Here is a 14,484-nt window from a genome sequence, read left to right as displayed (position 1 = left end):
CAATAGAGGGACGCTGTAAGCGGCAATCCCTCCCACCGAATCACCACAGTTAAGCCTTGAGTAACTGACGAAGATCTTTGGCTTCCCAGTGTGGAAAGTGCTTGCGGATCAAGGCATTCAATTCAACTTCAAATGCAGAGTGGGCGCTTTGAGCATGAGCGATGTTTTGCAAACTATCTCGAACTAAGCCCGCCCCCACCGTCACATTCGTCAGGCGATCGATGATGATAAATCCACCAGTATTGGCACTGTCTAAGTATTTATCCAGCGCGATCGACTCTGTTAGCGACCATTCACACAAGCCAATGCCATTGAGCGGCAACTCTTCACTGTGATAAGTCGATAAATTATTAATATCGTACTGGTGACGTACTGCTTGCAACTGGCCGACGGTTTTCTTACCTGCAATTTTGATGTTGTATTCACGCCCGGCTTTGAGCGGTTGTTCTGTCATCCAGACCACATCGGCTAATAGATGGTTAGTTGATTCAACCTGCGCTCCTTGCAGCACAATAAGATCACCACGGCTGATGTCAATTTCATCGCTGAGCGTTAACGTCACCGCTTGGCCTGCTTGCGCTTGCGGCAAATCTCCATCGAAAGTAACAATACGTGCCACGGTGGATGTTTTTCCAGACGGAAGTGCAGTGATTGCATCTCCAACGCTGATGCTGCCCGCTGCAATCGTGCCAGCAAAACCGCGAAAATCGAGATTCGGTCGGTTCACATACTGCACTGGAAAACGAAACTCACCGGCTCCTTTTTGCTGATCTACGTCCACCGTTTCAAGCAGCTCCAGCAGTGATGGGCCTTGATACCAACGCATATGTTGACTTGCTTCGACCACGTTGTCCCCTTCCAGAGCAGAAAGCGGGATGATCTGAATATCAGTATCACCTTGCAGATGCTTTGAAAATTCCACGTAGTCTTGACGGATCTGCTCAAAACGATCTTGTGAGTAATCGACCAGATCCATCTTATTCACCGCCACCACAAAATGCTTCAAACCTAACAGATTGGCAATGAATGAGTGGCGACGCGTTTGATCCAAAATGCCTTTACGGGCATCGATCAAAATCACCGCGAGATCGCAAGTGGATGCGCCCGTCGCCATATTGCGCGTGTACTGCTCATGCCCCGGAGTATCGGCAATGATGAATTTGCGCTTTTGAGTAGAGAAATAGCGATACGCCACGTCAATGGTGATCCCTTGCTCACGTTCCGCTTGCAGGCCATCAACTAACAGAGCTAAATCGGGGCGCTCACCCGTCGTGCCAACACGCTGGCTATCGGAATGGACGGCGGCCAGTTGATCTTCATAAATCTGTTTTGTGTCATGAAGCAAACGACCAATCAAGGTACTTTTTCCATCATCAACCGAGCCACAAGTCAGAAATCTCAGTAACGATTTGTGCTGGTGTTGCGTGAGATAAGCTTCAATACCGATCTCAGAAAGCTGAGCCTGAACTGCACTATTCATAATCTTTCCTTAGAGGCTTAGAAATAACCTTGGCGTTTTTTCAATTCCATCGATCCTGATTGATCGTGGTCGATCGCGCGGCCTTGTCGTTCACTGGAAGTGGCCACCAGCATCTCTTCAATGATGCCCGTTAGCGTATTGGCCTCTGATTCAATTGCGCCAGTGAGTGGATAACAACCTAACGTGCGAAAACGCACACTCTTGTGCTGTACTTCTTCTCCAGGTTGCAGCTTCATCCGCTCGTCATCGACCATGATCAGCATCCCATCGCGTTCGACAACTGGGCGAATGTCCGATAAATACAGCGGTACGATCTCGATGTTTTCCAAATAGATGTATTGCCAAATATCCAATTCAGTCCAGTTCGACAACGGGAAAACACGAATGCTCTCACCTTTATTGATTTGGCCGTTGTAGGTTTTCCATAGCTCCGGACGCTGGTTCTTCGGATCCCACGTGTGGTTCTTGTCACGAAAAGAATAAACACGCTCTTTCGCGCGTGATTTCTCTTCATCACGACGCGCACCACCAAAAGCAGCATCAAAACCATATTGGTTCAACGCTTGTTTTAAACCTTGGGTTTTCATGATGTCAGTATGCTTTGAAGATCCATGCTCAAAAGGGCTGATCCCCATCGCAATCCCTTCTGGGTTTTTGTGTACCAAAAGCTCAAAACCATACTTGTGCGCCATACGATCACGAAATTCGATCATCTCACGAAATTTCCAATCGGTGTCCACATGCAGCAGTGGGAAGGGAATTTTCCCCGGATAAAAAGCCTTGCGCGCTAAATGCAGCATCACCGAAGAGTCTTTACCAATCGAATACATCATTACTGGGTTATCAAATTCAGCGGCCACTTCACGTAAAATATGAATACTTTCGGCTTCGAGCTGTTGTAAATGGGTTAAGCGTTGTTGATCCATCTGCATGCTTCCTTTTCGCTCGCATTGCGAGCCTTGTGCAATGAGAAATTGGTTTGAGTATTGAGTTGGAACTAACTGACTAGCCTTGCAATCAGGCGTAATTCACTTGGTTTTGCTGCGCGGGTTGTTCACCAAACCAATGCAGTTTTTCCGACAGCGCCACCACTTCGCCCACCACAATCAAGGCCGGAGCCTGCGCCCGCGCCGCCAGTTGTGATAAGTCACTGAGCTGCCCTTTGAAGACTTTTTGCGAACGCTGAGTACCGCGTTCAATAATCGCGATTGGTGTGTTGGCTTGGCGTCCATGTTCAATCAACTGCTGCTGGATATAACTCGACTTCATCAAGCCCATGTAAATGACTAAGGTTTGATTACCACGTGCCAATGTTGACCAATCCATGTCATCGTTTTCCGCTTTAAGGTGACCGGTGACAAACAGAGCGGATTGCGCATAATCACGATGAGTCAGTGGAATTCCCGCATAGGCCGTTGCGCCTGCCGCCGCTGTAATACCGGGGATCACCTGAAATTTCACTCCCGCATCAAACAGCACTTCCAACTCTTCACCACCGCGGCCAAACATAAACGGATCGCCGCCTTTAATACGCACGACTTTGTAACCTTGCTGCGCAAAATCGATCAGCAATTGATTGGTTTTTTCTTGAGGAACACTGTGGTGTCCAGCGCGCTTACCCACGCAGACTAAGATGGTATCGCTCGGCACCAGCGCCATAATTTCATCAGACACTAGGTAGTCGTACAACACCACGTCAGCTTGTTGTAGAAAGCTCAGCGCTTTGAGCGTCAGCAGTTCTGGGTCGCCCGGCCCTGCACCAATCAAAGCCACTTCACCACAGGTCAATTGGCTTTTGACGTACGATGGAGCGCTACTTGCCAAAGCATCATTGTTGACCGCAACTAAGCGCGGCCCTTTGATTGGCAACTGAGAAATGGTTTCCGTCGTACTCATTGTTGTTATCCATAACTTAATTCATGGATGCATTATGGCGGGCTCTTCATATTACCTGAAATTCTAAAATTTCATTTTTTATATCAAAAGCTGATAAGGGAATGGATAATTCCGAATAAGAAGTGACTATCTCTCTGATTAAAAGCCAATCAATGATGAGATCTTGTCGACAGAATGCCGGTGAGTTAACGCGTAACATCACAAATTGATATTCATTGAAATCATCGTTTCATAAGATTTTGTTACATTAGACGAGTTATTTGTTCCCTACCCCGAACTGGAGTACACAATGAAAGTGGCAGTGAAACCTCTCTCCATCGCGATTTTGAGCGGTATGTTAGCAATGGCTGGCCCAGCAATGGCGGACACCATTAAACTGCGTATCGTCGAAACGACCGATATTCACACCAATGTGATGGATTACGATTACTACAAAGACAAGCCATCGAACCAGATTGGTTTATCCCGTGCGGCGACGTTAGTGAAGCAAGCGCGCAGCGAAGTCGAAAACAGCATTTTGGTCGATAACGGTGATTTACTCCAAGGTAGCCCAATGGGTGACTATATGGCCGCCAAAGGCATCAAGGTTGGTGAGGTTCACCCAGTTTACAAAGCGATGAATCAGCTCGGCTACGATGTAGGTAACATTGGTAACCATGAATTTAACTACGGTTTGTCCTTTTTAAAGGAGAGTATTAACGACGCCGCATTCCCGTATGTCAATGCCAACGTCTATGACCAACAAACGGGCAAACACCTCTTCAATCCCTATCTCATTAAAACGCACACGTTCAAAGATACCGATGGTAAAGAGCACCAAATTAAAGTGGGTTACATTGGTTTTGTCCCACCACAAATCATGGTGTGGGATAAGAAAAACCTGGATGGCAAAGTGTTTGCCAAAGACATCAAGCAAACAGCCGAGGAGCTGATCCCGCAGATGAAAAAAGAGGGTGCCGATGTGATCGTGGCAATCCCGCACTCTGGTGTCTCAGCTAACCCATATTCCGTTGGTGCAGAAAACTCGGTTTACTACCTCACCCAAGTAGAAGGCATTGACGCAATTGCTTTTGGTCACTCTCACGCGGTATTCCCTAGCCAAGATTTTGCCAAACTGCCAGGAGCAGATGTAACTAAAGGCACCATTAATGGCGTAACCGCTGTCATGCCGGGGCGCTGGGGTAGCCATGTTGGTGTGATGGATCTGACTTTGCAAAGCAAAGATGGCCAATGGTCAGTCGTGAATGGTCAATCCCAAGCTCGCCCAATCTTCGATAAAGCCAATAAGAAATCACTGGCAGCAGCCGATACAGGCATAGTGAAAGCCTTAGAGTCGGACCATAAAGGCACGCGAGATTTCGTGAATCAACCGATTGGCCAAGCGAATGATGTGATGTACAGCTTTTTAGCCTTGGTACAAGATGACCCAACCGTGCAAATCGTTAACCTTGCACAAAAAGATTATGTGGAACGCTTTATTCAAGGCGACCCTGATCTTGATGGTTTACCGGTGTTATCGGCCGCAGCCCCTTTCAAAGTTGGTGGCCGTAAAGATGATCCTGCCGGTTTCACCGAAGTCGAAGCTGGCCAACTGACATTTCGTAACGCAGCAGATCTCTATCTTTACCCTAATACATTAGTCGCGCTGAAAATGACGGGTAAAGAAGTGAAGGAATGGTTGGAATGCAGCGCGGGGCAGTTTAATCAGATTGATCCGCACAGCACTCAACCACAATCCTTGATCAATTGGGCTGATTTCCGCACGTATAACTTTGATGTTATGGATGGGGTGAATTACCAAGTCGATGTGACTCAACCCGCCAAATACGATGGTGATTGCAAAGTGGCGAATAAAGATGCAGAGCGCATTGTAGGCTTAATTTATCAAGGTAAACCTATCGATGTAAAACAGACCTTTATTGTCGCCACCAATAACTACCGCGCTTACAGCAATAAATTTGCAGGCACGGGCGCACAATTTGTTGCCTTTGACTCACCCGACGAAAACCGCACGGCCGTCGCCAACTACATTTCGCGCGTGAGTAAAGAAAAAGGTCAAGTTACGCCAAGTGCTGATAACAACTGGTCGTTTGCTCCGATTAAAACTAATACTGCATTAGATATTCGTTTTGAAACCTCTCCAAGTGAGAAAGCAGCACAGTTCATCAAAGAGAAAGGCCAATACCCAATGACTTTGGTGGAAAACGATGAAATTGGTTTTGCGGTTTACAGGATTGACCTTACCCAATAACCCCACTCAAATCGATTGAAAGAGGCCAATGAATTAAGGCGCTTTCACCCCACAAACGCAGCCTTTCGCTGCGTTTTTTATTTCCCGCTCGACAACCCTAACTCTGATCTCTGTGGTTCTTGGTTATCCACGAGTCGTTCAACCTTAGTTACAACCTCTGTTTGATTTTTAAACATTGCTTCAATTTAATTATAAAAAAATCATCAAATATGCAATTTTTCTATTCTTTGGCAGGTCTTTGTCCTCGTAATGAAAATAAAAGCGCAATCAGCGCCTTATTCTATACTTGATCATAATTTGCTAAGGAGGAAGTGTGGGGCTTGCTATCGACATTCAAACCTTTCTAACAGCCGAAAGTCATTCACTGACTTTACTATTTATCGGCGTAATTTTGCTTTCCTATTTGTTAGAGGATGTCGCTATTGTCACCGCCGCCACTCTGGCTTTGCAAAATCTCATGCCCCCCGGCTTGGCGTTGTTGGCTATTTTTGTCGGCATTGTTAGTGGCGATCTCGGTTTGTATTACTTAGGCCAAGTGGCACAACGCGTTCGTCCGCTTCGTTATCAAGCACTGACCAATAAACATTTTCGAACCGTCCGTCGCAAGCTGCACCATCATACTTTTTTAAATCTGTTTATTATTCGCTTTGTCCCCGGCCTAAGAACGGTGGGTTTTACTTTGAGCGGCTTTTTTTCTATTCCGTTGGCGCTATTTCTGTGCTCCGTACTGACGGCCACAGCACTGTGGACACTGATCGTTTTTTCAACGCTTTATTACCTAGGGAGTCAGGTTTGGCAACAGTCCTCTCCTTATCAATGGATCATTATTCCTATCGCGATTGGGCTATTAATGCTCACCAATCGTCTTCTCAACAAATCATTTTCTAAAGGATTGTCATGAACGCCAAATTAGAAATGCCTTGCATTGCACATGGCAAAATCAACGCGGGTATGCCGCTTTTAGAGCAAGACACCAAACGCAGCATTTCTCCTTATGAATTTCTGCCCAGTTGGTTTTTCTACACTCCTGTGGTGATTCAAAGCCTGCTGCAAGGGCTGCGTTATGGCAACTGGGGATTACCTTTAATTGCAAACCCCGGCATCAAGCTCAGCGGCATGGTTGGAGAGTCAAAACACGACATTCTTAATCTAGCCGGTGAATACGCTCAGCAGTGGATATCGCCCTTTATCACCCGAACGAAAAGCCATCAAACCGCTCAGCAGCAAACAGCACAGGCTCTGTCTGCAATGCAACAAGCATCGTTGGATTTCCCTCTTGTCGCTAAACCAGATTTAGGCTGCCGCGGCGTTGGCGTAAAACTGCTGCAAAATGAACAACAACTGAGTGACTACATCCAATCATTCCCGATTAACGCCCGTTTTTTACTGCAACAAAAAGCGCCGTATCAGGCTGAAGCTGGCGTATTTTATGTGCGCTATCCCGGTGAGGCTCAAGGCAACATTATTTCCATCACACTTAAGTATGCCCCGTTTGTCACTGGGGATGGCATTCACACTTTAAAGCAGTTAATTGAACGCTGCCCACGCGCAGGGCAACTCCCTCATCTCTATTTTCCTCGCCACCTTGAGAAGCTCGATTGGGTTCTTGAAGCAGGGCAGGAGTTTCAACTCGCCTTTGCGGGCAGCCATAGTCGCGGATCGATTTTCCGCAATGGTAACCGCTACATTACTCGCGCTCTCACCAACAAGCTGGATGAGATTTTTAACAATGTTGACGGGTTTCATTATGGGCGGCTCGATATCAAGTTTGCCAATATTCACCAATTGATGGCTGGAGAACAGTTCACGATTTTGGAAATCAATGGCGCAAGCAGTGAAGCTGCTCATATTTGGGATAGAGAAACACCGCTGCGTGAGATCTTCTCAACCTTACTCAGACAGTACCGAATCTTATTCGACATTGGCGCGCAGCAGCGAAAGTTAGGCCATCAAACACCCAAAATGGCTGAACTGCTGAACGCTTGGCGCAAAGAAAAGGCCTTAACCGAACATTACCCAAGCACGGATTAACCTTATCCATAAGAACAATCATAGGGATAGAAATATGTTTGCAATCACCACAAGTTCACAACAAAGCGCATCGCAGCCTAATCATGCCCCCGTGATCCAAGGCGGCATTGAAACACTGGAACAAGCGCACCAGTTTCTCGAACAGTTAGAAGATAGGCACTACACCCACTTAGCCACGCCAATTGTCGCCAGTTCAGTGGGGCAACATTTTCGTCATTGGTTGGATCTGTTTCATGCGCTGGCTAACTCAACTAGCACTATTGATTACAACCAACGCCGTCGGGGCCACCTCGTTGAGACGTCCCGTGCTGCGGCCTTGGCCGAAATTGAGTATTTAATTCAATGGTTAACGCAGTGCTCGGCCTCACTCCAAAAATCCGTTACGGTACTTGTTGAAACCTCATTGCAGGAAACGCAAGTGTGCTCTTTATCATCAACATGGGAGCGAGAGTTAAGCTTCGCCACTTTGCATGCACAGCACCATTTTGCGATGGCTAAAGTGGTTGCTCATTTGCTGCATGTAGAAACTGATGCCGCTTTCGGCTTAGCGCCAGCCACGGCCTCCTTCATTCGGGGGCAATAACATGTGCTCAGTTTCTTGGTTACTCGACAAACACGGCTATCATCTGTTTTTTAACCGTGATGAACAAAAAAACCGCCCATTAGCGTTGCCGCCTAAACAATACACGCAAGCTGGTGTTGAAGTGTTGATGCCGATTGATCCTGCCGGTGGAGGCAGTTGGATCAGCCTTAATGAATGCGGTTTGGCTTTGTGCTTGCTCAATAATTACCAAGGTAAAATCCCCCAAGGAGCCGATGCCGAACGCTTAGTGAGCCGCGGTCAATTGCTTAAGCATTTATCCAGTCAAATCAGTGTTGAGAAGGTTATCCAAGCGTTTGCACAGCTCAACCTTCAGCAATTTGCACCATTCACTTTGCTTGCTTTCGACCCTAATTTAACTGATGTACAAGGCAATGTAATGGCTCTGGCGTGGAATGGTGAACAGAGCCAAATCGCGGTGACGCAATCGCCTCTATTTTCATCCAGTGTCGATTTAGAACAGGTGCAACACTACCGCTCGCAGCTCTATCAAGCTTTAATCGCCGAGGAAGATAGTGTGCAACAGCGACTAAAGTTTCACGCCCACCACCATGTCGCCCATCCACATTGGGCACCCTGTATGCATCGTCAAGATGCGCACACCGTTAGCTTTACCTATTTACGCGTCACACAACAGCAGCAGTATATGACCTATATCTCAGGTTCACCTTGCTTACAGCTCAGTGAGACATCACTCCACCAGCAGCGTAATGAGATCGACAAAACCACGCCTTGGGTCGCCAATTTATGAGGAATCAACAATGAAACGTTTACTAGGACTATTACTGCTGTTTGTCAGCAGCGTGAGCCTCGCTGAGGATGAAATTTACACCAGCTTTCTGAGCAATAAAGCGCTGAGTGGCTATGACACCGTCGCCTACTTCACCAAAGGAGAGCCAGTAAAAGGCTCCTCCGATTTTTCGACCCTTTATAAAAATGCGCAGTGGTATTTTTCTTCAAAAGAGAACCTTGAACTGTTTCTGAATAACCCTAACCAATATGCGCCGCAGTATGGCGGCTACTGCGCTTGGGCCATCTCTGAAAAGAACGATTTTGCTCCGGGAGATCCCAATCAATGGGCGATTGTCGACGACAAGCTCTATCTCAATTACGACAAAAAGATCAAAACATTATGGGATGCCAACCAAGCGGTGCACATCCAACAAGCCGATAAAAATTGGCCCAATTTAATTAAGTAGTAGGAGCCACACCATGACGTTTAAAGCTAGCCAACATCTTCCCTCACTCTTGATTGCGTTTGTTTTTATTCAATCGCTTGTCTTTAAGTTTTCCGGCTCTTACGAAACCAACTATATTTTTGGCACCTTAGGTGCGTGGTCTGGCCTCGGTTGGTTTGCTGTGTATGGCGGGTATTTAATCGGAACGGCTGAACTGATAGCCTCTATTTTGCTGTTTAGCCGCTGGCATGGCCTTGGTGCACTGATGAGCGTCGGCATTATGAGTGGTGCGATTTTCTTTCATTTATTTACGCCTCTTGGCATTGTGATGCCAGAGTTTAACCAAGTAGGAGAAGTGGTCGGCAATGATAGCGGCCTGCTATTTGCGATGGCTTGTCTTGTTTGGTTGTGTGCGGCTTTTTTGGTGCGACGAGATCTCAAAAACGGTGATGGTTTATTGCACCAGTGGCTGAATAAAGGAGTGTAATTATGCTAGCCAGTCCTTTTCGTTTACCACGACACACTCCATTTGGCGTCGCAGAATCAATTGTTGAATGGGCCTCTGGGCTTGCAACACTGGATAAACTGTATCAGCAGCGTCCTGCCAAACCCTCTTGCTTTGAGTTTATGCGCTACACGCTAGCGGCACTCAATATCGAATATCGCCTTGCTTTGGGCAGCATCGATAACATTCCACAAACAGGCCCAGTGGTGATCGTCGCTAACCACCCGCTGGGCGCAATTGAAGGGGTGATATTAGCCGATTTAATTGGTTCAGTACGCACCGATATTAAAGTGCTGGCGAATCAGTTGCTAAAGCGCCTGCCTGAAATTAGTGAACTCTTTATCGGTATCGATGTGTTCAATAGCAAAAGTGCTCGCAGCACCAATGCGCAAGCCATTCGAGATGCGAACCTTCATTTGGCTCAAGGTGGCTTATTGATTATCTTCCCCGCTGGTGAGGTATCTACTTACCCCAAAGGATCGCAAACACTGTCGGATATCGAATGGAGTCAATCCGTCGCCAAATTTGTTAAACGCGCCCAAGCCACCACCGTCCCGATCTTTATTAATGGTAAAAATAGCACTCTGTTTTATCAAGCGGGGCGAATTCATCCACTACTGCGAACGGCATTGCTCGGCCGCGAGCTACTGAATAAGCAGGCGCACAACATTGAGATTTCCATCGGCAATCCCATCCCCTATTCTGAAGTGAAAGCATTTGAACAGGAACGAGACATTGTTCATTATCTGCGTCTCAATACCTATTTAATGAGTACAACACCTTCCGCAACGCCATCCTCACCAGAATTAGTAACATCGCCCCTTCCTATTATTGATGCGCTTATTGTAGAGAAGCTTGAGCAAGATCTCGCTGCGCTGCCAAGCGAAAGCAAGCTCTTAGAGCAAGGTGATTGGATTGTCTATTGCGCCGCAAGCGAGCAGTTACCCCACATACTGCAAGAGATTGGTCGAATTCGTGAAGAGAGTTTTCGCGCCGTAGGTGAAGGAAGCGGCTTAGCTTGTGATCTTGATGAGTATGATCGCCATTACTACCAACTCTTTGTTTGGCACAAGAAAGACCGTCAAATTGTTGGAGCTTATCGATTGGGGTTAGTGGATGAACTGATAGCGAAGCAAGGGTTAGCAGGGCTCTATTCCCGTAGCTTATTTCAGTATGATGAAGCCTTCATCAACACACTCGATACCAGTATTGAGCTAGGTCGCTCGGTGGTTTCCTCGAAATACCAGCGCAACCTCAACTCACTGTTAATGCTGTGGAAAGGTATTGCTGCGTTTGTCGCGCGTCATCCACAATACACGCACTTGTTTGGCCCAGTAAGCATTAGCAACGATTACAGCCACACCGCGCGACAATTAATGGCCGCAACACTCTCTATTCATCATTATGATCATGAAAAGGCAACCTTGGTTTCACCTTCCACTCCACTACGGAGCAATGGGAACACATTTTGGCAAACCAACTTGCTCTCATCTTTGGCAAGCATTTCTCTGCTGTCGAAAGTGTTAGCAAAAATGGAAAATGGCAAGGGCCTTCCTGTATTGCTGCGCCAATATTTAGGGATGAATGGCAAGCTCGTCTGTTTTAATGTCGACCCCGCGTTTAACAATGCGTTAGATGGCTTAATTGTGGTGAACTTGAAACAAGTTCCGCTGCATACATTGGCAAAATACATGGGTAAGGAGCAAGCCAGCGCTTATTTGGATTCGACACCTTTCAGTTCAAAGCCCTCATAAACGCAAAAGCCAGCGAGTTGTTCGCTGGCTTTAATTCTAAATGAAGGGGCTTATTTTAGAAGGCGTGCTCTAAATTGGCGTCCTTTCATCTTACCGCTTTCCATTTTCTTCAGTGCTTTTTTCGCCACCAATTTATGGACTGCAACGTAGCTGCGCATCGGTAACATGTTAATTTTACCGACATATTGACCGTCAATACCGTCGTTACTGGTCAAGGCCCCTAGAATATCTCCCGGGCGTACTTTCTGCTTTTTACCGCCATCAATCTGGATAGTGACCATATTGGCTTGATAAGGCGCGTTGTTTAACGCACTGGCATCAGGCAATTTAGCAGGTTCGATGGGCATATCCATATATTCATCAATCATCGCCACTCGGTGCATTTCACTGTCACTGAAGAAGCTAAAAGCTAAACCTTTACTGCCCGCTCGGCCAGTACGCCCAATGCGGTGCACGTGCACTTCAGGATCACGTGATAACTCAAAGTTAAATACTGCATCTAAGTTATCCACATCAAGGCCACGTGCCGCCACATCGGTTGCAACTAAAATGGAGATACTTTTATTAGCAAACTGCACCAAAGCTTGGTCACGGTCACGCTGCTCTAAATCACCATGCAGTTCCACCACACTAAAGCCCTTGTGATGTAGATCTTCAGCAACACTTTGTACTTCTTTCTTTGTATTACAGAACACCACGGCAGATTCAGGCTGATGGTGTAAAAGCAGTAGTTCTAACGCGCGATCACGCGCCTCTGTACCCTCTACTTTATAAAAATATTGCTGAATGCTGGACGTATCATGGGTGGATTCAACTTTGACCATTTCAGGCTCACGCATAATCCGCTGCGCAATTTGTTTGATTTGATTTGGGAACGTAGCACTAAACAGCAATGTTTGACGGCTGGTTGGCGTTTCATTGATGATCGCATCCAGCGCTTCTTGGAAACCCATTTCGAGCATTCGGTCCGCTTCATCAAGCACTAACGTATTGAGTTCAGAGAGATCGATACGACCTTTGTCTAAATGGTCAAGAATACGCCCCGGAGTACCAACCAAAATATGTGCACCGTGCTCTAACGAACCAATTTGTGGCCCCATTGGCATGCCGCCACACAAGGTGAGCACTTTGATATTATGAATGGCGCGGCCGAGTGTGCGAATATCCGTTGCGACTTGATCGGCTAACTCCCGCGTTGGGCATAGCACCAAAGCTTGAACGCGAAAACGCTTAACGTTGAGGTTAGATAATACGCCTAAACCAAACGCTGCTGTTTTTCCTGAGCCTGTTTTTCCTTGGCCAATCACATCCTTACCCGCCAAAATGGTTGGCAAGCTTAACGCCTGAATCGGCGTCATCTTGGTGTATCCCAAAGTATCGAGGTTAGAAAGAAGTTCTGGTTGTAGATTTACCGTTGAAAAAGAGAGATTACTCAAGAGACCGTCCTTTCGTTAGACGAAAATTAAACGCCTATTATCGTTATTTAACCTCGTGTGGCTAGTGAATCTTTATTTATCATTCATCAAGTTTGTAGCTCACTCTTAACCTTTGTTAATGAATCATGCACTTAAGCTTGATAGAGTAACGACATCCATTTTTAAAGGGGCACTACGATGATTACTTGGCACTGTCTTTCATTCTCACAATTAACCACTCATCAACTTTATGCGCTACTTAAACTGCGCGTCGATGTCTTTGTGGTCGAACAAACCTGTCCTTACCCTGAATTGGATAATAAGGATATTCAGCCGGGTGTTTTTCATTTAATTGGTGAACAGGATCAGCAGATTGTTGCCTGCGCGCGCTTACTCCCTGCGGGGATTAGCTACCCAAGTGTCAGTATTGGTCGCATTGCAACCCAAAAAGAAGCGAGAGGAAATGGCCTTGGACACCAATTAATGCAGCAAGCATTAGCCGAATGCCAGAAGCTGTGGCCCAATCAAGATATTGAAATTGGTGCACAGCACTATCTTGCTAGCTTCTATCAAAGTTATGGTTTTCAACAAACGTCGGCGATGTATCTAGAAGATGATATCCCGCATATCGACATGCAGCTCAGCAAGTAAATAACCCTCTTGATCAAAGCGTGTTATTTACTACGGCCAAATCCGCCATCTGAGCGCCTGAAAAACATCACTGATTGATCGTTTTTCTCAAGTTGCAGGATATCGAGTTGCCCATCAGCCGCGAGTTTGAAGCGAACTAATTGGCCTTGGGTAATTTGGCTGAGCGGTTTGTCACTGCCTTCAATTTTGACTAAGGCATTAAGATCAGACATCGGTAAATCATTTGCCCGAAAAACCTGCGACAAAGTGTCCCCGTTTTTAACCGTGTACTCTCGCCAGAACTCAGATTTACGATCGGTTTGTTGAGGCGTTTTTTGTTCACTCAACCCAACCGTATTAATGCTGATTTCCACACGCTCATTACTTTTCGGTAGAGCGGCCTGCTCTGTTCGCTCAGGAAAAGGAATAATAATGAGCAAACACACTACTGGAACGATCGCTAATAAAGCGCGCTGGTGAAGCTTAGGCAGCGCCAGCCAAACTGTGCGAACACGTAAAATAAGGCCACGCCAATCGAATGCATGCCACTTCTGTTGGATAAACGCTAAATAATCAGTTTGCGGTTTCTTCTTGTGACGACGATTCATCTTAACCCGTCTCCTTTTCTGTCGAGCTACAGTATAAAAACTCAAGAGGGATCAGTATAGAGCCAAGGTGGCGATAACGTAAACGTTGACACAATCTTGAACATTTTTCTTTGGGATCTGCGATTTGTCACAACC

Annotated in this window: 14 protein-coding genes; 9 read left to right on the top strand and 5 right to left on the bottom strand. The window is 46.5% G+C overall.

Annotation, left to right across the window (positions count from 1 at the left end; all coding sequences use genetic code 11):
• Positions 1-49 precede the first annotated feature (49 nt).
• From cysN to cobA, 3 genes are all read right to left on the bottom strand, one after another.
• Positions 50-1,480, bottom strand: coding sequence for a sulfate adenylyltransferase subunit CysN (gene cysN / locus AACT42_RS20880; RefSeq protein WP_017049184.1), 1,431 nt, complete (start codon positions 1,478-1,480; stop codon positions 50-52).
• A 17-nt stretch (positions 1,481-1,497) separates the two neighbouring features.
• Positions 1,498-2,406, bottom strand: a complete 909-nt coding sequence (cysD, locus tag AACT42_RS20875) for a sulfate adenylyltransferase subunit CysD (RefSeq protein WP_026029179.1) — start codon at positions 2,404-2,406, stop codon at positions 1,498-1,500.
• Between the two features lie 91 nt (positions 2,407-2,497).
• Positions 2,498-3,376: a uroporphyrinogen-III C-methyltransferase gene (gene cobA, locus AACT42_RS20870; protein ID WP_094133341.1), complete on the bottom strand. Its 879-nt coding sequence runs from the start codon at positions 3,374-3,376 to the stop codon at positions 2,498-2,500.
• A gap of 289 nt (positions 3,377-3,665) precedes the next feature.
• Here cobA and cpdB point away from each other — a divergent pair, with 289 nt between their 5' ends.
• From cpdB to AACT42_RS20830, 8 genes are all read left to right on the top strand, one after another.
• A complete protein-coding gene (cpdB, locus tag AACT42_RS20865; protein WP_094133342.1) occupies positions 3,666-5,627 on the top strand; it encodes a 2',3'-cyclic-nucleotide 2'-phosphodiesterase in 1,962 nt (653 codons plus the stop codon).
• A gap of 313 nt (positions 5,628-5,940) precedes the next feature.
• Positions 5,941-6,528, top strand: coding sequence for a DedA family protein (locus tag AACT42_RS20860; RefSeq protein ID WP_094133343.1), 588 nt, complete (start codon positions 5,941-5,943; stop codon positions 6,526-6,528).
• Positions 6,525-7,658, top strand: coding sequence for a hypothetical protein (locus tag AACT42_RS20855; protein WP_017042863.1), 1,134 nt, complete (start codon positions 6,525-6,527; stop codon positions 7,656-7,658). Before AACT42_RS20860 ends, AACT42_RS20855 begins: the two co-directional genes overlap by 4 nt.
• Before the next feature lie 34 nt (positions 7,659-7,692).
• Positions 7,693-8,241: a hypothetical protein gene (locus AACT42_RS20850; protein WP_013855937.1), complete on the top strand. Its 549-nt coding sequence runs from the start codon at positions 7,693-7,695 to the stop codon at positions 8,239-8,241.
• Between the two features lies 1 nt (position 8,242).
• Entirely contained in the window at positions 8,243-9,010 is a 768-nt protein-coding gene (locus tag AACT42_RS20845; RefSeq protein ID WP_094133344.1) for an NRDE family protein, read from the top strand.
• 10 nt (positions 9,011-9,020) lie between these two features.
• Entirely contained in the window at positions 9,021-9,458 is a 438-nt protein-coding gene (locus tag AACT42_RS20840) for a YHS domain-containing (seleno)protein (protein WP_094133345.1), read from the top strand.
• 13 nt (positions 9,459-9,471) lie between these two features.
• Entirely contained in the window at positions 9,472-9,924 is a 453-nt protein-coding gene (locus AACT42_RS20835) for a hypothetical protein (protein ID WP_013855934.1), read from the top strand.
• A gap of 2 nt (positions 9,925-9,926) precedes the next feature.
• A complete protein-coding gene (locus tag AACT42_RS20830; protein ID WP_094133346.1) occupies positions 9,927-11,696 on the top strand; it encodes a lysophospholipid acyltransferase family protein in 1,770 nt (589 codons plus the stop codon).
• A gap of 50 nt (positions 11,697-11,746) precedes the next feature.
• Here the strand turns inward: AACT42_RS20830 and dbpA are convergent, their stop codons facing one another.
• Positions 11,747-13,132 (bottom strand): ATP-dependent RNA helicase DbpA, encoded by a 1,386-nt coding sequence (dbpA, locus tag AACT42_RS20825; protein ID WP_094133347.1) that lies wholly within the window; start codon positions 13,130-13,132, stop codon positions 11,747-11,749.
• 177 nt (positions 13,133-13,309) lie between these two features.
• On the opposite strand from dbpA, the gene AACT42_RS20820 reads away from it, so the two are divergent.
• Entirely contained in the window at positions 13,310-13,762 is a 453-nt protein-coding gene (locus AACT42_RS20820; protein ID WP_013855931.1) for a GNAT family N-acetyltransferase, read from the top strand.
• A gap of 23 nt (positions 13,763-13,785) precedes the next feature.
• Here the strand turns inward: AACT42_RS20820 and AACT42_RS20815 are convergent, their stop codons facing one another.
• Positions 13,786-14,349 (bottom strand): LysM-like peptidoglycan-binding domain-containing protein, encoded by a 564-nt coding sequence (locus AACT42_RS20815; protein WP_029190036.1) that lies wholly within the window; start codon positions 14,347-14,349, stop codon positions 13,786-13,788.
• Positions 14,350-14,484 lie beyond the last annotated feature (135 nt).

Source organism: Vibrio sp. V15_P4S5T153, assembly GCF_963874485.1.
In the GTDB taxonomy this organism is placed as follows: domain Bacteria; phylum Pseudomonadota; class Gammaproteobacteria; order Enterobacterales; family Vibrionaceae; genus Vibrio; species Vibrio anguillarum.
The sequence above is the reverse complement of the archived record's forward strand: the minus strand, read 5'-3'. Positions and strand labels throughout refer to the sequence as shown.

Coding starts and splice junctions, on each gene's coding strand:
- cysN (WP_017049184.1), bottom strand. CDS start 1,480: ATGAATAGTGCAGTTCAGGCTCAGCTTTCTGAGATCGGTATTGAAGCT.
- cpdB (WP_094133342.1), top strand. CDS start 3,666: ATGAAAGTGGCAGTGAAACCTCTCTCCATCGCGATTTTGAGCGGTATG.
- AACT42_RS20820 (WP_013855931.1), top strand. CDS start 13,310: ATGATTACTTGGCACTGTCTTTCATTCTCACAATTAACCACTCATCAA.
- AACT42_RS20835 (WP_013855934.1), top strand. CDS start 9,472: ATGACGTTTAAAGCTAGCCAACATCTTCCCTCACTCTTGATTGCGTTT.
- cobA (WP_094133341.1), bottom strand. CDS start 3,376: ATGAGTACGACGGAAACCATTTCTCAGTTGCCAATCAAAGGGCCGCGC.
- AACT42_RS20855 (WP_017042863.1), top strand. CDS start 6,525: ATGAACGCCAAATTAGAAATGCCTTGCATTGCACATGGCAAAATCAAC.
- AACT42_RS20830 (WP_094133346.1), top strand. CDS start 9,927: ATGCTAGCCAGTCCTTTTCGTTTACCACGACACACTCCATTTGGCGTC.
- cysD (WP_026029179.1), bottom strand. CDS start 2,406: ATGGATCAACAACGCTTAACCCATTTACAACAGCTCGAAGCCGAAAGT.
- AACT42_RS20840 (WP_094133345.1), top strand. CDS start 9,021: ATGAAACGTTTACTAGGACTATTACTGCTGTTTGTCAGCAGCGTGAGC.
- AACT42_RS20815 (WP_029190036.1), bottom strand. CDS start 14,349: ATGAATCGTCGTCACAAGAAGAAACCGCAAACTGATTATTTAGCGTTT.
- AACT42_RS20850 (WP_013855937.1), top strand. CDS start 7,693: ATGTTTGCAATCACCACAAGTTCACAACAAAGCGCATCGCAGCCTAAT.
- AACT42_RS20845 (WP_094133344.1), top strand. CDS start 8,243: ATGTGCTCAGTTTCTTGGTTACTCGACAAACACGGCTATCATCTGTTT.